Here is a 17132-nt window from a genome sequence, read left to right on the forward strand (position 1 = left end):
TCACCGAACAGAGGGCCGGGCGCTAAGCGCGGCAGGCCTTGAAGTAATCCTCGAGAACCCGATCGACGGCAGCAAGTGCCAGCGGTTTTGCTTGAGCCGCGACTTCACCGTCGCGCACGCGCTCGTAATTGCCGGGGAGATACTGGCTGATCAGCGTTTCCGCGATGACGACGCCGTCAAGCAGTGCCAGAAGTTCTTCGACGGCTGCCGCGACCTTCGGATGCGGCCAGTAATAGCGGATGCGGTCGCTATAGGAGAAGTGCCGCTGCAGCCGCTGGGCCTCCGCCGAGCCGTGGTAATACTTGCCCCAGTTGGCCGGCTCCTCGCGCATCACTTCCTCGGTGACGGCCGCCAGCGTCTGCTTGCGCGCCTCGGGGAAAAGGAAGGCGGCGATCTGGTCGAGGCCGTAGAGTGCCTCGCGCAAAGCGAAGGTCAGGCCCGGGCCGACCTTGAGAATGGCAAAGCCGTCGGAAACGAGATCGCGCAGCGCCTCTGGTGTCTGGTAGTCGGTCGAATGCGCTTCGAAGACGACGCCGTCGAGCTGTTTCAGGCTGGCGCTGAGCTTCGCCGCTTTCGCCCGGTCATAGGCGATCACGTTCTCGTTGCCGAACTCGACGCCCGGCTGGACCACCGCGCCGACGACACGTCCGAAGGCGTCGGCAGCGCCGGCCTTTTCAAACGCCTGGCGATGAATGGAGACAGTTTCGACCGCCGCCTCGGGTGCGGTGACTTCCAGCGTGTCGAGTTCTTCCAGTGCGCCGCCCGGAACCGGCACTTCGGTGCCGATGATGTAGACGGGAGCGGTGTGGTTTTCGCCGCGAATAGCGGCTTCGGCGGCAGCCGCCAGCCGCGCGGCGCGCTCCGCCGTCACCGCATCGGGCAGAGCCACCGGCTCGCCGGCGCAGCCCATGCTGGTATCGAGATGCAGCTTGGTGAAGCCGGCCTTGGCATAGGCTTCGATCATCGTCTCGGCCTTGGCCATGGCCTCTTCGGCCGCAAGGTGTTTCCACGGGTTGGGGCCGAGATGGTCGCCGCCAAGAATGATCTTGTCCTTCGGGAAGGCGACACGATCGGCGATCCCGGCGACGAAGCGGGTGAAATCGGCGGGCGTCATGCCGGTATAGCCGCCGTCCTGGTTGACCTGGTTGCAGGTCGCCTCGATCAAAAGCGCGGCATCTTCCTTCAGCGCCCGAAGCATGGCGGCTTCGATCACCAGCGGGTGGGCCGAGCAGACAGAGGGTATGCCGCGCGGGCCGGGGCGTTCGGACCAGCGGGCGATGTCGATCAGAAGGTTCTGTTGCATGGCGGTCAGCCCTTTTTCGCGGTGATGAAGGTTTCGAGATCGGCGCGCGTCGATGCGCCTTCCATCGGGCCGGAAATCATGACGGCGCGCGCGCCCGAGGCATTGGCGAATTCCAATGCTTCAGCGGGCTTGGCTCCGTTCAGCCAGAAGGTGACGAAGGTCGCGCCGAAGCAGTCGCCGGCGCCGGTCGGGTCGATTTCCTCGACCGCAAAACCCGGATGCGAGAGCGTCGTTTTACGATCGAAATAGCTGGCGCCATCGGCGCCGCGCTTGACGACGACCACCTTGATGCCGGCGGCGAGCAGCTCGGCAATGGCTTCCGCTTCGGTCTTTGCCTGCGTGAACAGGAAGAGTTCCTGTCCGCTCGGCAGGAAGACGTCGGTCTTGGCGAGCACCGCCTGCAGCGCCTCGCGCATGCCCGGGCTGTCGAGGATTTCCGGCCGCAGGTTCGGGTCGAAGGAGACGGTGCCGCCGGCTGATTTGATGATCTCGATCGCGGCGATGATGCTCTCGACCACGCTTGGAGCGTAGAGCGACGAGCCCATCACGTGCAGGTGGCTGCAGGTTCCGACCAGCGCCCGGGTCGCCTCGTCGAGCCGGATCGTGCCGCAGGCACTGTGGCGGATGTTGAAGACGAAGGCGCGGCTGCCGTCGGCGCGGTAGCGCACGAAGGCGCTGCCGGTGGTGCCGAGCGGATCGACCGCGATACCCGAGATGTCGACGCCATCGGCCTTGAGCCGATCAAGGTTGACGTGGCCGAAATCGTCGTTGCCGACGCGCGAGATCATTGCCGCTGCCTGGCCGAGCTTGCCGACCTGGTCAATGAAGATCGCCGGCGCACCCGAGGGGTAGGGGCCGATCAAAGGGGTCGCCTGGCGAAAGCCGTCGCCCTTTTCGGTGGCGATGATCTCCACGAGAATTTCGCCGATCGTCAGTATCTTGTGCATGGGTATGTTCTCTTCGGAAAGATCAGCGCTTTGCCTGCTTGGCGCGGACGTCGAGCCAGACGGCGATCAGGATCACCAGGCCCTTGACGATGAGCTGGTAGAAGTAAGGGACCGACAGCATGTTCATGCCGTTGTTCATGACGCCGATGATGAGCGCGCCGATCAGCGTGCCGACCATGGTGCCGACGCCGCCGGCAAGCGAGGTGCCGCCGAGGACTGCCGCCGCGATCGCGTCGAGCTCGTAGCTCATGCCGGCATTGGTCTGGGCGGAGAACAGGCGGGAGGAGAGAAGCACGCCGCTGATCGCCGCCATCACGCCCGAGATCATGAAGATGGTGATCTTCAGCCGGTCGACCTTGATGCCGGAATAGACCGCTGCCTCGCGATTGCCGCCCGTCAGATAGGCGCGGCGGCCGAAGCTCGTCTTGCTCAAAAGGATGTGGTTGACGAGGAAGAGCACGGCGACGACCCAGATGATGATCGGCAGGCCGAGGAAGCTTTCGGTACCGATGGCGGTCCAGGTCGAGTTCTCGATCATCGCCGGCGCGCCGTTGGTCGGCAGGCTGACCATGCCGCGGTAGATGCCCATGGTCGCGACGGTGACGATGAAGGATGGCAGCAGCAGCTTTGCCGTCAGTACGCCGTTCAGCATGCCCATCAGGGCGCCGGCAAGAAGCGTGATGGCGAGCGCCGGCGCGAAGCCGAGGCCGAAGGCGAAACATTGCGCGCCGACCATGCCCGCAACCGCAATGATCGAGCCGACCGAAAGGTCGATCTCACCAAGCAGGATCACCCAGGTCATGCCGAAGGCGGCGATCGCCACCACGGCCACCTGCTGCAGGATGTTCATGAAGTTGACGACCGACATGAAGCGCGGGTTGAGGAAGGAGAAGATGACGCAGAGCATCACCAACGACAAAAGGATGCCGCCATACTGTTTCAGGGCGCGCAGGAAGGCGGCCTGGAGTTCGGATTGCTGCGTCATGATTTAAATCCCGTTGCGTGCGCCATGATCGTTTCCGGGTTGAGTTCGGCGCCGGAAAGCGTTGCGCCGATGACGCCCTCGTGCATGACGACGACGCGGTCGCTCATTCCCAGCACTTCCGGCAGCTCGGAGGAGATCAGCAGGATCGCCGTCCCCTCGGCCGCCAGCTGGCGGATGATCTTGTAGATTTCGAACTTGGCGCCGACATCGACGCCGCGAGTGGGCTCGTCGAGGATCAGCACCTTGGGCCGGGTCAGCAGCCACTTGGCGAGCACGATCTTCTGCTGGTTGCCGCCGCTGAGCGAACCCGAGGGCGTGTCGAGCGAATGGGTCTTGATCGCCAGCCGGCCGACTTCCTGGGCTGCCGCCGTGCGTTCGGCGCGGCTGCGGGTGAAGCCGAGCGGGCCGGTGAAATCGGAGAGCGCCGCCATCGAGATGTTCCAGCCGACGCTGTGGCTGAGGACCAGGCCCTCTTCCTTGCGGTTTTCGGTGACGAAGCCGATGCCGCGGGCGATTGCCTCTGCCGGCGAGCGGAAGCGGACCGGTTGCCCCTCGAAGCGCACAGTTCCGGTCGCGGCCCTCATGCCGAAGAGCGCGTTCATCACCTCGGAGCGGCCGGAGCCGACGAGGCCGAAGAAGCCGAGGATTTCACCGGGCCGGATGTCGAAGGAGATGTTCTCGAACTCGCCGTCGCGGGTGAGGTCGTCGACGGAGAGAACCGGCGTGGCATCCGGCTTCTGCTCGTGTGCCGCTGGCGGATAAATTTCGTCCATGCGGCGGCCGACCATCAGCGCGATCAGCGTCTCGATGGTGACGTCGTCGCGATCATGGGTGGAGACATATTCACCGTCGCGGATGACCGTGATGTCGTCGCTGAGCCGCATGATCTCTTCCATGCGGTGCGAGATGTAGATGACCGCGACGCCACGGCTCTTCAGCCGCGCGATGATGTCGAAGAGGATCTCGGCTTCGCTGTCGCTGAGCGACGACGTCGGCTCGTCGAGAATGACGACTTTGGCCTCGTGGCTTAAGCCCTTGGCGATCTCGACCAGCTGGCGCTGGGCGATCGAGAGATTGCCGACCTTCTCGCTGACATCGATCGGCAGGCCGAGATCGGCGACGATCGCGCGGGCCCTGACGACCAGTTCCTTGTCGTTGATGAAGCCGAAGCGGCGTGGCTCGCGGGTGGCGAGAATGTTTTCGGCTACCGTCAGATTGCTGCAGAGGCTGAGTTCCTGGAAGACGATGGCAAGACCGAGTGCGGCGGCATCCTGCGGATTGCGCGGCTGGTAGGGGCGCCCATCGAGGGCGATTTCCCCCGAGGTCGCCTCGTGAACCCCTGCGAGGATCTTCATCAGCGTCGATTTGCCGGCGCCGTTTTCGCCGAGCAGCGTGTGCACCCGGCCGCGGCGAACCTTGAGGCGCATGCCCTTCAGCGCCGCGACCTGGCCGAAGGATTTGGTGACGTTGTCGATTTCGAGAATGGTATCGCTGGTCGAACCAAACATGGCGGCCTCCTTCAGGTCAGCCGAGAGCAGCGCCTCCGGCCAGAGGACGGAAACGGACCCTGATGGGTTGCCGCCGCCCCTGAGGTGAGGCGGCGGCTGTCCTGGGAGGACTTACTTCGCGGTGTAGACGCCGGGGACGATCGGCTGTTCGGCCGGCACGGTCTCGCCGGCGGCAACCTTGACGGCGGTGTCGACCGCCTGCTTGCCCATCTGGTCCGGGAACTGTTGGATGACGCCGACCATGACAGGGTTCGTGTCGACGGCGTCGCGCGCTTCCTTCATGCCGTCGAAGCCGATGACCTTGACCTGGGATTCGAGACCCGCAGCCTTGACCGCAACGGCAGCGGCAAGGGCGGCATCGTCGCCGAAGCCGAAGATGCCGGTGATATCAGGATTGGCCTGCAGCATGTTCTGGGCGGCGGCCAATGCTTCGGCGCGGGTGATGCCGGTCTGGATCGCGACGATTTCCATGTCCGGATGCTTGGCGATCGCTTCCTTGAAGCCGTTGACACGGTTTACCACCGACTGGACCGTCGGATAGTCGATGACGGCGACCTTGCCCTTGTTGTCGAGAACCTTGGCCATCAGCTCGCCGGCCTTGACGCCGCCGGTGAAGTTGTCGGTGCCGATATGCGAGGTGACGGTCGCGCCATTTGCCGGAACGTCGACGGTGATCACCTTGATGCCGGCCTTCTCGGCTTTTTCGATCGCAGCGCGCACGCCCTGGCTGTCGACCGGCGAGATGACGATGACGTCGACGCCCTTGACGATGAAGTCTTCGACATCGGCGAGCTGCTTGTTCAGATCCTGGTTGGCGATCGAGACCTCGAGCTTGACGTTCTTGGCTTCAGCCTCGGCTTTCATCGCGTCGGCGAGCTCGATGTAGAACGGGTGCTGCTGGGTCAGAAGCGACGCGCCGATGCCGTCGGCAAAAGCCGAGGAGGCAAGGAGCGACAGCGCCGTGCCGGCGACGAGAGATTTCAGAATGCGGGACATGTTCATGGTTTCCTCCCTGGAAACGGCGCGGGCCTTCTTGTGTCTCAGCCAAGCTGGCGAGGCCCTCCCGCCGCCGTCTTGGTGAGGCCGTAAAAATCATAAAAGTTTTCGCGCGTCAACTTTTAAAAATACACGAACAAAATATTTGGAGCGCAGTGTGGAAATTTCTACGTTGCAGCGGTCGTCCTTTCAGTCCTTTTGCGGGTGGCTTGTCTTTCCGGAGCCTTGCGCCAGATTTCATGACAAACGGCAAAGGAGACGAGCCATGGCTGAGACCGGCAAGACGGCGTTGGTCCGCATTCTTGGGCGGGTGCAAGGCGTCAGCTTCAGGGTCTGGACGCGTGACGAGGCGCGCAAGCTCGGTCTGGTGGGATGGGTTCGAAACGAGGCGGACGGGTCGGTGGCCGCCTTGATCAGCGGCCCGGAGGACGCGGTCACCCTCATGCTCGAGCGCCTGCATGACGGGCCGCCGGCGGCATGGGTTTCGAAGGTCGTTGCCGAATTTGTCGAGCCGCCCGGGCACATCGGTGACTTTCGCATCACCAAATAGGCCGGGATTGGTTTTTAGCGCCGGTTGGCGTTAGGCTGCCGAAACCGTTGACGGCCGGCCATAGGCGCGCAGGAACGTCTTCACCGCCCTGCGGGCGCTGATCTCCAGCTCTGCTTCGCTCGGCGTTTCACCGAAGAGCCCACCCATCTGCAGGTCGGCCTTGATCAGTGCGATGAACTGGCGCGCCGCGAGGTCGAAATCGTCGATGTCGAGCGGGGCGATGTGGGTAAGGCGCGCAAACAGCGCCGCCAGCGCCCGATCGGTCTTGCCGGGTCCTTGCTCCCGCCAGAACTGGAAGAGATGCGGATAGCGGTTGCCCTCGGTCGAGATCAGCTTCTGGATGAACTTGGCGTCCTGGTTGCAATTGCAGTTCTTGTTGAGGCGCACGGCAAATTCGGCCAGGTCTTCCTCGAGGTTATCGGCGTTCTCGGGAAAGGTCGCGAGGATGGAGAAAAGCACGCCGTTCACGCGATCCATGATGTCCTGGATCACCGCCATGAACAGCGTCTCTTTCTCGCGGTAGTGATTGTAGATGGTCTGACGCGAGACACCCGCCGCGACGGCGATTTCGTCGATGCTGGCGCCGGAAAAGCCTTCCCGACAGAAAACATCGGCCGCGGCCTCCAGGATCGAGAGGCGTTTCGCGAATTGCCCTTTCTGGGGGCGAGCGTCAGCCGAGGCCAAATCAAATTTCTTCATGGACCGAAGATAGGCGCCATTGACGATTTAGACAATGCTGTCTAATTTGACATGTGTGTCCAAATTAATGGACGGAATAGTCAGCGCAGGATGCGTATCCCCAACGTTCGATCCTGGCACGACGATGTCTTTGAGTTTCAATCCGGGCGGCAGCGATTTCGGCGCCGCGATTTCTGAAAGTTCATTGCCATGACAACGTCCTTCCTCCGCACGGCGATCGTGCTCGGCCTGATCTCGGCGATCGGCCCCTTTGCAATCGACATGTACCTGCCGGCCCTGCCGTCGATCGGCAAGGACCTGACGGCCGAAAACGGCGTGGTGCAGTTCAGCCTGCTGGCGTTCTTCATCTCCTTTGCCATCTCGCAGCTTGTCTATGGGCCCCTCTCCGATATCTGGGGCCGCAAGGCGCCGCTCTATCTCGGCATCGGCCTCTTCACCGTCGCCAGCATCGGCTGCGCGCTTTCGACCGACATCGAAACCCTGATCGCCTTCCGCTTCCTGCAAGGGATCGGCGGTGCCGCCGGCATGGTCATTCCGCGCGCCGTGGTGCGCGACATGCACACGGGCGTCCAGGCTGCGCGGCTGATGTCGATGCTGATGCTGGTCTTCAGCATTTCGCCGATCCTGGCGCCGCTTGCCGGCAGCGCCGTCATCGGCTTCTACGGTTGGCGCGGCGTGTTCTATGCGGTGACCATCGCCGCCTTCATCGGCCTGATCCTGCTCTCGACGCAATTGCAGGAAACCCGGCCGAAGAAGGATCGTGCCGACAGCAGTATCGCAAGTGCGCTTGCCGCCTATCGCCTGCTTCTCTCCGACCGCAATTTCCTGACGCTCACCTTCATCGGCGGCCTCGGCATTTCCGGGTTCCTGGTCTATCTCGCCAATTCGCCCTTCGTGCTGATCGACCATTATGGGCTGACGCCGACTGAGTACAGCATTGCCTTTTCGATCAATGCCGTGTCGTTCTTCGCTGTGTCGCAGGCGACCGGCTGGCTCGGCGAGCGCTTCGGCCTGGTGCGGGTCATGCATCTTGCCGTCGGCGCGTTCGCGCTGACCACGGTCACGATGTTCATCGTCATGAGCCTCGGTTTCAACCAGTTGCCTGTCATGGCCGCGTTCCTCTTCGTCGGCTATGGCGTGCTCGGCCTGGTTATCCCGACCTCGGCGGTGCTGGCGCTTGAAGACCACGGCGAGATCGCCGGCACGGCCTCGGCACTGATGGGTACGCTGCACTTCGTCACCGCCGCCGTCGCCATGGTGGTTGCGACTATCTTCTTCGACGGAACGGCCCTGCCGATGGCCGGCGCGATCGCCGCTTGCGCCCTTGCCGCCTTCCTGCTGACGCAAGCAACGATCGGCCGCAGCCGGGTGGTCGCGGCAGAGTAGGCGCTGCTATTGCTGAACCAAAAGGCCGGCGAGGATGTCCTCGCCGGCCTTTTGTTGTCAGGTATGACCGAATGGACCGTCCTTAAAAATTCCAGTCCTCGTCCTCGGTCGCCACAGCCTTGCCGATAACGTAGGACGAACCGGAACCGGAGAAGAAGTCGTGGTTCTCGTCGGCATTCGGCGAAAGCGCCGAGAGAATGGCCGGGTTGACCTTGCAGGCTTCCGCCGGAAACAGCGCCTCGTAGCCGAGGTTCATCAGCGCCTTGTTGGCGTTGTAGTGCAGGAACTTCTTCACGTCTTCGGTCAGGCCGACGCCGTCATAGAGCGCCTCGGTGTATTTCGCTTCGTTGTCGTAGAGTTCGAGCAGCAAGTCGAAGGCGAAAACCTTGATCTCCTGGCGGCGTTCCTCGCTCAAGCGCTCCAGCGCGCGCTGGAACTTGTAGCCGATGTAATAGCCGTGCACCGCCTCGTCGCGAATGATCAGCCGGATCATGTCGGCGGTGTTGGTGAGCTTGGCGCGGCTCGACCAGTACATCGGCAGATAGAAGCCGGAATAGAACAGGAAGCTTTCGAGAAAGACGCTCGCGACCTTCTTCTTCAGGGGATCGCCGGAGGCATACTCCGCCATGATCAGCGCGGACTTCTTCTGCAGGAACTCGTTCTCTTCCGACCAGCGATAGGCGTCATCGACATCGGGTGTCAGGCAGAGCGTCGAGAAGATCGAGGAATAGGAGCGGGCATGCACCGCCTCCATGAAGGAGATGTTGGAAAGCACCGCCTCCTCATGTGGGGTGGTCGCATCTTCCATCAGTCGGACGGCGCCGACGCCGTTCTGGATCGTGTCGAGCAAGGTGAGGCCGGTGAAGACGCGGATGGTGAGTGTCTGCTCCTCCGGCTTCAGCGTTGCCCAGGAGGGAATGTCGTTGGAAAGCGGCACCTTCTCCGGCAGCCAGAAATTGCCGGTCAGACGGTTCCAGACCTCCAGGTCCTTGTCGTCTTCGATGCGGTTCCAGTTGATGGCGCGGATGCGGCTTGCGGGTTTGGTGTGCATGTTCATGTCGTTGAACCTTTGTGATCGTGTATGCCTCATCGCGCGGTGAGGGGCCGTTACTGGAATGCGAGGTTACAGCGCGCAGGAAACGCAGCCCTGGACCTGCGTACCCTCGAGCGCCATCTGCCGAAGGCGGATGTAGTAGATGGTCTTGATGCCCTTCTTCCAGGCATGGATCTGAGCACGGTTGATGTCGCGGGTCGTTGCCGTGTCGCGGAAGAACAGGGTCAGCGACAGGCCCTGGTCGACGTGCTGGGTGGCGGCCGCATAGGTGTCGATGATCTTCTCCGGCCCGATCTCGTAGGCGTCCTGGTAATATTCGAGATTGTCGTTGGTCATGAAGGCGGCCGGATAGTAGACGCGGCCGATCTTGCCTTCCTTGCGGATCTCGATCTTCGAGACGATCGGGTGGATCGAGGAAGTGGAGTGGTTGATGTAGGAGATCGAGCCCGTCGGCGGCACGGCCTGGAGGTTCTGGTTGTAGAGGCCGCCAGCTATCACCGCCCGTTTCAACTCCAGCCAGTCTTCCTGCGTCGGGATGGAGATGCCGGCTTCCTCGAACAGGCCCTTCACCTTTTCGGTCGCCGGCAGCCATTCGGTCTCGGTGTATTTGTCGAAATAGTCACCCGACGCGTATTTCGAGTTTTCGAAGCCGGCGAAGCTCTTGCCCTTCTCGACCGCCAGCCGGTTCGACGCGCGGATGGCGTGATAGGTCACCGTGTAGAAATAGATGTTGGTGAAATCGATGCCTTCCTCGGAGCCATAATAAATGCGCTCGCGGGCGAGATAGCCGTGCAGGTTCATCTGCCCGAGGCCGATCGCGTGGCTGTCGTCGTTGCCCTTTTCGATCGAGGGCACGGACGAGATGTGGCTCATTTCGGAGACGGCGGTGAGGGCGCGGATCGAGGTTTCGATCGTCTGGCCAAAATCCGGGCTGGCCATGGCAGCGGCAATGTTCAGCGAACCGAGATTGCAGGAGATGTCCTTGCCCATGTGCTTGTAGGAGAGGTCGTCGTTGAACTCGCTCGCTTCGCTCACCTGCAGGATTTCCGAGCAGAGATTGCTCATGGTGATGCGCCCGGCGATCGGGTTTGCCCGGTTCACCGTGTCCTCGAACATGATGTAGGGATAACCGCTCTCGAACTGGATCTCGGCGATGATCTGGAAGAAGTCGCGCGCCTTGATCTTGCGCTTGCGGATGCGGGCATCCTCGACCATCTCGCGGTACTTCTCGGTCACCGAAATCTCGGTGAGGGGCACGCCATAGACCTGCTCCACGTCATAGGGTGAGAACAGATACATGTCCTCGTTGTTGCGGGCGAGCTCGAAGGTGATGTCGGGGATGACGACGCCGAGCGACAGCGTCTTGATGCGGATCTTCTCGTCGGCGTTTTCGCGCTTGGTATCGAGGAAGCGCATGATGTCGGGGTGGTGGGCGTGCAGGTAGACAGCACCGGCTCCCTGGCGCGCGCCCAGTTGGTTGGCGTAAGAGAAACTGTCTTCGAGCAGCTTCATGACCGGGATGACGCCGGATGACTGGTTCTCGATCTGCTTGATCGGCGCGCCCATCTCGCGGATGTTGGTGAGCGACAGCGCCACGCCGCCACCGCGCTTGGAAAGCTGCAGCGCCGAATTGATGGCGCGGCCGATACTCTCCATGTTGTCCTCGATCCGGAGCAAAAAGCAGGAGACGAGCTCGCCGCGGCTCTTCTTGCCGGCGTTGAGGAAAGTCGGCGTTGCCGGCTGGAAGCGGCCGGAGATGATCTCGTCGACGAGATCGCGGGCAAGCCCTTCGTTGCCGCGCGCCAAGGCCATCGCCACCATGCAGACACGGTCTTCGTAGCGCTCCAGGTAGCGCTTTCCGTCGAAGGTCTTCAGCGTATAGGACGTGTAGTATTTGAACGCCCCGAGGAAGGTCGGAAAGCGGAACTTCTTTGAATAGGCATGATCGTAGAGATCGCGCACGAAGTTGAAGGAATACTGGTCCAGCACTTCCTGCTCGTAATAGCCCTCGGTCACCAGATAATCGAGTTTTTCCCGGAGGTTATGGAAGAACACCGTGTTCTGGTTGACGTGCTGGAGGAAGTACTGTTTCGCCGCCTGCCGGTCCTTGTCGAGCTGGATCCGTCCCTCTTCGTCATAGAGGTTCAGCATTGCGTTCAGCGCATGATAGTCGAGCGCTGCTTCCGTCGCCTTCAAGGGGCGTTCGAGTGTCGTGACGTCCAAAATCGTTCCATCCCGTTTTTGACATTGGCGACGTCCTCGTCGGTCCCGAGCAGCTCGAACCGGTAGAGATAGGGTACCCGGCACTTGGCCGAAATCACGTCGCCGGCGATCCCGTAGGTCGCGCCGAAATTGCTGTTGCCCGCTGCGATCACGCCGCGGATGTGAGAGCGGTTGCCCGCGTCGTTCAAGAAGTGGATGACCTGCTTCGGCACCGCCCCGCGGCCATCGTCGCCGCAATAGGTCGGCACGATCAGCACATAGGGCTCTGCGACCGTAAGTGTGTCCTTACCTTCCCTGAGCGGTATGCGTGCGGCGCGATGGCCGAGCTTTTCGACGAAGCGATGGGTGTTTTCCGAGCGACTGGAAAAATAGACGATCAGGCCCATCGCCCGCGTCCTTCAGGAAAGCGCGCTGATCATGTCCGGGCGGAAACCCGCCCAATGCCGCTCGCCGGCGACGACGACCGGGACCTGCCGATAGCCAAGACCCTGCACCAGCGCGAATGCATCGGAATCCTCGGAGATATCGACGATGCGATAATCGATGCCTTGGCGGTCGAGCGCACGGGTTGTGGCGGTGCATTGGACGCAGGCTGGTTTGCTGTAGACGGTGATCGACATGGGTTCCTCGTAGGGTCTGGCAAATGGGCGCAAAAAGTCGTCGGATCGCGCGAACGCGAACCGTGGTGTTGGCGATTGGACACGAAACATCGCTCCCCGGTCGACTCGACCGGAGTTGACGTCGTCAAGCTGGCCCAAGGTCGGTTACGCAACCGGGCCGGCTCGTTTTGGTGGGGCGCTCAGGAATTCCGCGGATGCGGGTTTTCAAGGCGCGGCCTTTCAATCAGGCGCGCAACAACGCGCACCCGTCCGCAGAAGGTGGATCTGAACTGGAAGAAACTGGCATGACTTCACCCCGAAGATTTCGACGGGCTGCCGGGGAGACGTCGAGACGATCGGGCAGGCTCATCCTGCCACGCACTCAACCCCTCCGGACACCCCGCCCGTGGACGTTTGGTGATCGAGGCAGGTCTCCTGGCTTACGGGTCAAAGCTTCCATCCCGACCTTCCCGAGGCCTCATGCCTCAGTGGTCCAAATCCGGACAGTCGCTCGCCGTCTACAGTTGCGGGGGCAGCTACGGCATAGCCTCAGCGGAAACCCGCCGGCGCACCGTATTCCCGTCTTAGCTCCCAATCCTTGCGAATCGGAAGAACCTCGAACACTAGATATAGTAGTTCATCGCAAATCTACGTCAATAGGTGTGAGGTGCCGGACGGCCCGTGCGGAGGGTCTTTTCTTTTGCAGTGTGGATAACGGAGAGTAAACGGCGCTTTGAACCGGCTCTCCGTCGGGGGCTTCGTCTCGCCGCCGAAACGGCAACAAGCGCCGCAGCGCTCGCAGGGTTTTGGGGAGAAATTTCGATGGAGCCATCACGCGGGCCGGATGCTGCACTAGGCGATCCAGGCCCGTCGCGTCTCGGCACTCGCTCAATCGCAGAGCAGGATGCTGACGTCCTTGTTTTTGCCGGGTTGCGCACGCGGCGAGACTGCCATGGCCCGTGGCTTGCTCGCGCCCTTGCAGCCTGCCGAGGTTTGCGGCACGGATGAGGCCTCTTCCTTGGGCCAGTGCCACGGATCGGCTGTATCGCCGATGCGCGGGCGAATGTGCTCCTGGTCCCGCGTCAAGCCGATATCCCGGAGCTGGAACTCGTTGAAGGTATCGATGGCAACGGAGGGGCTGAGGGTCTTATCGGCCCAGTTCAGAACATAGTAAATCGTTGATCGCATTGCGCTAAGCATTGCTATCCTCACTTCTCTAAAAGGTCGTGTGTTCGCGAAAAAAGTGAGGGTTTTTGCCGTTTCGCGCAAAGCGATTTCTCGCATGCTGGCATAAAGAATGCTTATCTCAGTTCCATGAGCAAGATTCCTCCCATGAGTGCGGTGCGCGCTTTTGAGGCCGCCGCCAGGCACCTGAGTTTCACCCGCGCCGCCGAAGAGCTCAGCATGACGCAGGCGGCCGTCAGCTATCAGATCCGGCTGTTGGAAGATCGCATCGGCGCGCCGCTGTTCGTCCGGCTTCCGCGCGAGGTGCGATTGACTGGCGCCGGGCGGCAGTTGGCGCCGAAGGTGACCGAAGCGATCGATCTCTTAGGGGCAGCCTTCTCGGAGATCGCCGACAAGACCGAGCATCACCTGCACATCTCCGTGCTCCCGACCGTCGTTTCGAGCTGGCTCGGCCAGCGCCTCGCCTCGTTTCAGACCGCGCATCCCAATATCAGCATCAGGGTGCACATGTCGACCGAGCTGGTCGACTTCAAGCGCGACGCCGTCGATCTCGCGGTGCGCAGCGGCGCCGGCGACTGGCCGGGCAACGATGTCTTTCCTTTGTTTCCGCTCGATTACGTGCCTGTCTGCAGGCCCTCCTTCCTGGAGAAGCACCAGCTCAAGGAGCCCGCCGACGTTCTGAGGGTCCGGCGTTTCGGCAACGCCAGCTGGTGGCGGCGATGGATGATCGAAACCGGCGTCGAACCGCCGGCAAGCAACGGCACCGAATTGATCTTCGACGTCCAGGCGATGGATGTCGCCACAATCCTGGCGGATCACGGCATTGCGATTGCCGTCTCAACCTTCCTGATGGATGAACTGAAGAGCGGCAGGCTCATCCGGCCGTTCGAGCACGTGGTGCGCGACGGCCGCGCCTATTGGCTCGTCTATCCGCAAAGCACCAGGCGGCAGAAGAAGATCCAGGCTTTTCGCGACTGGGTCGTTGCCGAAGCCGATGCGTCGAATGCGATGCTTGCCACCGTGATGGAGGTGTCAAGGTCGCTTCATCCAGGGGGCAGCGCAAGCGCGCTCACCAAGCCGGAATAGGATTTGCTGAGCGGGGCTGCGTAGGAGCCGCGCTTGCTCGTCGAAAGCCCCTGAGACACCAGTGCTTCCGCCTGCTTGACCGCGGCCGACACGCCGTCGATGACCGGCACGCCGTAGTCGGCCTGGAGCATGCGGGCGAGATCCGCCATGCCGGCGCAACCGAGCACGATTGCCTCGGCGCCGTCCTGATGAAGCGCCAGTTCGATCTCGCTCCGCAGCTTGGCAAGGGCGTTCGAGGACTTGTCCTCCAGTTCAAGCACGGGAATATCGGCGGCGCGCACCTTCGCCCGGCCCGCCATGCCGTAGTGCCGGGTCAGGTTTTCGATCAGCACCCGCGAACGTTCCAGCGTCGTCACGACGGTGAAGCGCTGCGCCACCATGGCTGCGGTTGCGACAGCGGATTCGCATAAGCCCACCACCGGCATGCGGGCTAGCGCGCGCGCCGCCTCAAGCCCCGTATCGTCGAAGCAGGCGATGACGGCGGCGTCCGCGCCCGCGGCTTCGCCGTCACGGATCTCCGCGAGCAGGCCCGGAAGCGCAATCGCACCGTCATAATGCCCTTCGATCGAGACCGGACCGGATTTCGATGTGCGGGCGAGGATTTCCGTGTGGGGTTCGGCGACCGCCCGCGCAGCAGTCGCTGCCTTTGAGGTCATCGAGGCGGTGGTGTTGGGATTGACGATCAGAATGCGCATTGGTCCTAGCTCAGCTTTGCCTGGCGGCGCCGCAGCATCAGTATGACAGCCAGCGCGACTAGGATGATGGTGAAGGAGAAGAGGGTTGTGACCGTGCCGAGCGCATAAAGTACCGGCGTCGTCACGTTCGTCGTCATGCCGTAGATCTCGAGCGGCAGGGTGTTGTAGCTGCCTGATGTCATCAGCGTGCGGGCGAACTCGTCATAGGAGAGCGTGAAGCCGAAGAGACCGACGCCGATCAGGCTCGGGGCGATCATCGGCAAAAGCACATGGCGAAAGGTCTGCCACGCCGTCGCGCCGAGATCGCGAGCGGCCTCTTCATAGGCCGGCGAAAACCGGTTGAAGACCGCAAACATGATGAGCACGCCGAAGGGCAGCGTCCAGGTCAGATGCGCGCCGAAGCCGGAGGAATACCAGCCGGGTTTCAGGCCGAACTGCTGGAAGACGACGCCGATGCCGAGCGAGATGATTATCGACGGCACCACGAGACTGGCGACAGTCAGATAGAACAGCGCGGTCGCGCCGCGGAAGCGCCGGCGGAAGGCGAGGCCCGCAAGCAGGGCGACGACGACATTGACCACCATGACCATCAGCCCCAGCGTGAAGGACCGGCGGAACGAAGCGCCGAAATCACCGACCGCCTGCCTTTCGAACAGATTGTAGAACCAGTGCACGGAGACGCCGTTCAGCGGAAAAGTGAGACCGCCGTCCGGCCCCTGGAAGGCGAGGATCAGCACCGCCGAGAGCGGGCCGTAGAGGAACAGCACGAACAGGGTGAAGAAGGCTGCAAGCAGGTAGAATTCCTTGCCGCGTTTCTCGTGAGGCATGTCAAAGCTCCTTGCGAATGTCTACGACGCGTAGGATGGCGGCGACCATCAGGAGAACGACGATCAGAAGAACCACCGCGTTGGCGGCGGCGGCCGGATACTGCAAGAGCGACATCTGGTTCTTCATCATCAGCGCCACCGAGGCGCTCTGGCCGCCGGACATGACCTGCACGGTCGAGAAATCCGCCATGACGAGGGTGACGACAAAGATCGAGCCGATGGCGATGCCGGGCTTGGCGAGCGGCAGAATGACGTTCCAGAGGATCTGGAAGCCGGAGGCGCCGCAGTCTCGGGCCGCTTCGATCAACGATCGGTCGATGCGCATCAGCGTGTTGAAGATCGGCGTCACCATGAACAGCGTGTTGAGATGGACCATGGCGAGCACCACGGCAAAATCGGAATAGAGCAGCCACTCGATCGGCTGTGGGATGAGGCCGAGCTCGATCAGGGCAGAGTTCACAAGACCGTTGCGGCCGAGCACCGGGATCCAGGAAATCATGCGGATGATGTTCGACGTCAGGAACGGCACGGTGCAGACGAGGAAGAGCACCATCTGCATGGTGGTGGTACGAACATGGAATGCGAGGAAATACGCTACCCAGAAGCCGATCGCGAGGGTCAGTGCCCAGACGAGAACGGTGAATTTCAGCGTGTTGAGATAGGTCTTCCACGTCACCCAGGAGCCAAGCGTGTCGGCGTAGTTCATCGTCAGGAAGTCCGGGTAGAGACCGGCAAAATCATAATCCCAGAAGCTGACGACGACGATCGTCAGGATGGGCAACACGAAGAAGAAGCCGAGGATCAGCGTCAGCGGCAGCGCCTGGATGTAGGAGGCAAGCGCGCGGGGAATGGCGGGGCGACGGGGCGCCGTCTCTGTTCCGATCTCCCCTGACTGCGAAGTGGCTATTGTCGCCATTGTTGGTCCTCTCTTCGATTTTTGGACGAGGGGGTGCCCCTTATCCGCGCGGTGAGGCATTGCCCCTAGTCCGCCTGCCGGCACCTTCTCCCCGCAGGCGGGAGAAGGGATATGCCGCACCGCCTCACAAACATCTGGACCGCAGGTGTGGCACGTCCCCTCTCCGCGCGAGC

17 protein-coding genes and 1 riboswitch are annotated in these 17132 nt (G+C 62.1%); of the genes, 3 read left to right on the plus strand and 14 right to left on the minus strand.

The genetic code is table 11. From position 1 onward, the window contains the following. Positions 1-22 precede the first annotated feature (22 nt). From ASD63_RS31240 to ASD63_RS31260, 5 genes are all read right to left on the minus strand, one after another. Positions 23-1303, minus strand: coding sequence for a D-tagatose-bisphosphate aldolase, class II, non-catalytic subunit (locus ASD63_RS31240; protein ID WP_051659703.1), 1281 nt, complete (start codon positions 1301-1303; stop codon positions 23-25). Between the two features lie 5 nt (positions 1304-1308). After that, positions 1309-2250: a sugar kinase gene (locus ASD63_RS31245; protein ID WP_060530399.1), complete on the minus strand. Its 942-nt coding sequence runs from the start codon at positions 2248-2250 to the stop codon at positions 1309-1311. Between the two features lie 22 nt (positions 2251-2272). After that, complete coding sequence (locus ASD63_RS31250; RefSeq protein WP_034805523.1) at positions 2273-3235, minus strand: ABC transporter permease; 963 nt, start codon at positions 3233-3235, stop codon at positions 2273-2275. Further along, a complete protein-coding gene (locus ASD63_RS31255) occupies positions 3232-4743 on the minus strand; it encodes a sugar ABC transporter ATP-binding protein (protein WP_034805526.1) in 1512 nt (503 codons plus the stop codon). The genes ASD63_RS31250 and ASD63_RS31255 overlap by 4 nt, the downstream gene beginning before the upstream one ends. A gap of 111 nt (positions 4744-4854) precedes the next feature. Then, positions 4855-5745, minus strand: coding sequence for a substrate-binding domain-containing protein (locus ASD63_RS31260; protein WP_034805529.1), 891 nt, complete (start codon positions 5743-5745; stop codon positions 4855-4857). Between the two features lie 259 nt (positions 5746-6004). Between ASD63_RS31260 and ASD63_RS31265 the strand changes: the two genes are divergently transcribed. Continuing rightward, complete coding sequence (locus tag ASD63_RS31265) at positions 6005-6289, plus strand: acylphosphatase (RefSeq protein WP_060530400.1); 285 nt, start codon at positions 6005-6007, stop codon at positions 6287-6289. Between the two features lie 30 nt (positions 6290-6319). Here the strand turns inward: ASD63_RS31265 and ASD63_RS31270 are convergent, their stop codons facing one another. Next, a complete protein-coding gene (locus ASD63_RS31270) occupies positions 6320-6988 on the minus strand; it encodes a TetR/AcrR family transcriptional regulator (RefSeq protein WP_060530401.1) in 669 nt (222 codons plus the stop codon). A gap of 189 nt (positions 6989-7177) precedes the next feature. On the opposite strand from ASD63_RS31270, the gene ASD63_RS31275 reads away from it, so the two are divergent. Next, positions 7178-8374, plus strand: coding sequence for a multidrug effflux MFS transporter (locus ASD63_RS31275; RefSeq protein WP_060530402.1), 1197 nt, complete (start codon positions 7178-7180; stop codon positions 8372-8374). A gap of 82 nt (positions 8375-8456) precedes the next feature. Here the strand turns inward: ASD63_RS31275 and nrdF are convergent, their stop codons facing one another. The 5 genes from nrdF to ASD63_RS31300 form a co-directional block, all read right to left on the minus strand. After that, entirely contained in the window at positions 8457-9431 is a 975-nt protein-coding gene (nrdF, locus tag ASD63_RS31280) for a class 1b ribonucleoside-diphosphate reductase subunit beta (protein ID WP_034805549.1), read from the minus strand. Positions 9432-9497: 66 nt separating this feature from the next. Further along, the gene (gene nrdE, locus ASD63_RS31285; protein WP_060530403.1) at positions 9498-11651 is read right to left on the minus strand and encodes a class 1b ribonucleoside-diphosphate reductase subunit alpha; all 2154 of its coding nucleotides are present in this window, start codon (positions 11649-11651) and stop codon (positions 9498-9500) included. Continuing rightward, positions 11621-12037, minus strand: a complete 417-nt coding sequence (gene nrdI, locus ASD63_RS31290) for a class Ib ribonucleoside-diphosphate reductase assembly flavoprotein NrdI (protein ID WP_034805554.1) — start codon at positions 12035-12037, stop codon at positions 11621-11623. Before nrdI ends, nrdE begins: the two co-directional genes overlap by 31 nt. Before the next feature lie 12 nt (positions 12038-12049). Then, the gene (gene nrdH, locus ASD63_RS31295) at positions 12050-12271 is read right to left on the minus strand and encodes a glutaredoxin-like protein NrdH (protein ID WP_034805557.1); all 222 of its coding nucleotides are present in this window, start codon (positions 12269-12271) and stop codon (positions 12050-12052) included. 386 nt (positions 12272-12657) lie between these two features. Beyond that, positions 12658-12884, minus strand: a riboswitch (cobalamin riboswitch). A gap of 254 nt (positions 12885-13138) precedes the next feature. Then, complete coding sequence (locus ASD63_RS31300) at positions 13139-13438, minus strand: hypothetical protein (protein ID WP_156553075.1); 300 nt, start codon at positions 13436-13438, stop codon at positions 13139-13141. 144 nt (positions 13439-13582) lie between these two features. Between ASD63_RS31300 and ASD63_RS31305 the strand changes: the two genes are divergently transcribed. After that, on the plus strand, positions 13583-14521 hold the full coding sequence (locus ASD63_RS31305; RefSeq protein ID WP_060530404.1) for a LysR substrate-binding domain-containing protein: 939 nt from the start codon (positions 13583-13585) through the stop codon (positions 14519-14521). On the opposite strand, the gene ASD63_RS31310 is transcribed toward ASD63_RS31305, so the two are convergent. The 3 genes from ASD63_RS31310 to ASD63_RS31320 are packed head-to-tail and all read right to left on the minus strand — an operon-like array spanning position 14479 to position 16959. Continuing rightward, positions 14479-15216 carry an aspartate/glutamate racemase family protein gene (locus ASD63_RS31310; protein WP_034805563.1) on the minus strand — a complete coding sequence of 246 codons (738 nt, stop codon included), beginning with the start codon at positions 15214-15216 and terminating at the stop codon, positions 14479-14481. The two genes, ASD63_RS31305 and ASD63_RS31310, sit on opposite strands and share 43 nt — an antisense overlap. Positions 15217-15221: 5 nt before the next feature. Continuing rightward, on the minus strand, positions 15222-16043 hold the full coding sequence (locus ASD63_RS31315) for an ABC transporter permease (RefSeq protein WP_034805566.1): 822 nt from the start codon (positions 16041-16043) through the stop codon (positions 15222-15224). 1 nt (position 16044) lies between these two features. Next, positions 16045-16959 carry an ABC transporter permease gene (locus ASD63_RS31320; RefSeq protein ID WP_034805568.1) on the minus strand — a complete coding sequence of 305 codons (915 nt, stop codon included), beginning with the start codon at positions 16957-16959 and terminating at the stop codon, positions 16045-16047. Between the last annotated feature and the right edge of the window lie 173 nt (positions 16960-17132).

It is taken from the genome of Ensifer sp. Root558 (assembly GCF_001427045.1).
In the GTDB taxonomy this organism is placed as follows: Bacteria; Pseudomonadota; Alphaproteobacteria; order Rhizobiales; family Rhizobiaceae; genus Ensifer; species Ensifer adhaerens.

Excerpts from the sequence above, each read along its gene's own strand:
- ASD63_RS31260 (WP_034805529.1), bottom strand. The coding sequence starts at position 5,745 with ATGAACATGTCCCGCATTCTGAAATCTCTCGTCGCCGGCACGGCGCTG.
- ASD63_RS31270 (WP_060530401.1), bottom strand. The coding sequence starts at position 6,988 with ATGAAGAAATTTGATTTGGCCTCGGCTGACGCTCGCCCCCAGAAAGGG.
- ASD63_RS31275 (WP_060530402.1), top strand. The coding sequence starts at position 7,178 with ATGACAACGTCCTTCCTCCGCACGGCGATCGTGCTCGGCCTGATCTCG.
- ASD63_RS31300 (WP_156553075.1), bottom strand. The coding sequence starts at position 13,438 with ATGCGATCAACGATTTACTATGTTCTGAACTGGGCCGATAAGACCCTC.
- ASD63_RS31265 (WP_060530400.1), top strand. The coding sequence starts at position 6,005 with ATGGCTGAGACCGGCAAGACGGCGTTGGTCCGCATTCTTGGGCGGGTG.
- ASD63_RS31255 (WP_034805526.1), bottom strand. The coding sequence starts at position 4,743 with ATGTTTGGTTCGACCAGCGATACCATTCTCGAAATCGACAACGTCACC.
- nrdI (WP_034805554.1), bottom strand. The coding sequence starts at position 12,037 with ATGGGCCTGATCGTCTATTTTTCCAGTCGCTCGGAAAACACCCATCGC.
- ASD63_RS31240 (WP_051659703.1), bottom strand. The coding sequence starts at position 1,303 with ATGCAACAGAACCTTCTGATCGACATCGCCCGCTGGTCCGAACGCCCC.
- ASD63_RS31310 (WP_034805563.1), bottom strand. The coding sequence starts at position 15,216 with ATGCGCATTCTGATCGTCAATCCCAACACCACCGCCTCGATGACCTCA.
- ASD63_RS31320 (WP_034805568.1), bottom strand. The coding sequence starts at position 16,959 with ATGGCGACAATAGCCACTTCGCAGTCAGGGGAGATCGGAACAGAGACG.
- ASD63_RS31245 (WP_060530399.1), bottom strand. The coding sequence starts at position 2,250 with ATGCACAAGATACTGACGATCGGCGAAATTCTCGTGGAGATCATCGCC.
- ASD63_RS31315 (WP_034805566.1), bottom strand. The coding sequence starts at position 16,043 with ATGCCTCACGAGAAACGCGGCAAGGAATTCTACCTGCTTGCAGCCTTC.
- ASD63_RS31305 (WP_060530404.1), top strand. The coding sequence starts at position 13,583 with ATGAGTGCGGTGCGCGCTTTTGAGGCCGCCGCCAGGCACCTGAGTTTC.
- nrdF (WP_034805549.1), bottom strand. The coding sequence starts at position 9,431 with ATGAACATGCACACCAAACCCGCAAGCCGCATCCGCGCCATCAACTGG.
- nrdH (WP_034805557.1), bottom strand. The coding sequence starts at position 12,271 with ATGTCGATCACCGTCTACAGCAAACCAGCCTGCGTCCAATGCACCGCC.
- ASD63_RS31250 (WP_034805523.1), bottom strand. The coding sequence starts at position 3,235 with ATGACGCAGCAATCCGAACTCCAGGCCGCCTTCCTGCGCGCCCTGAAA.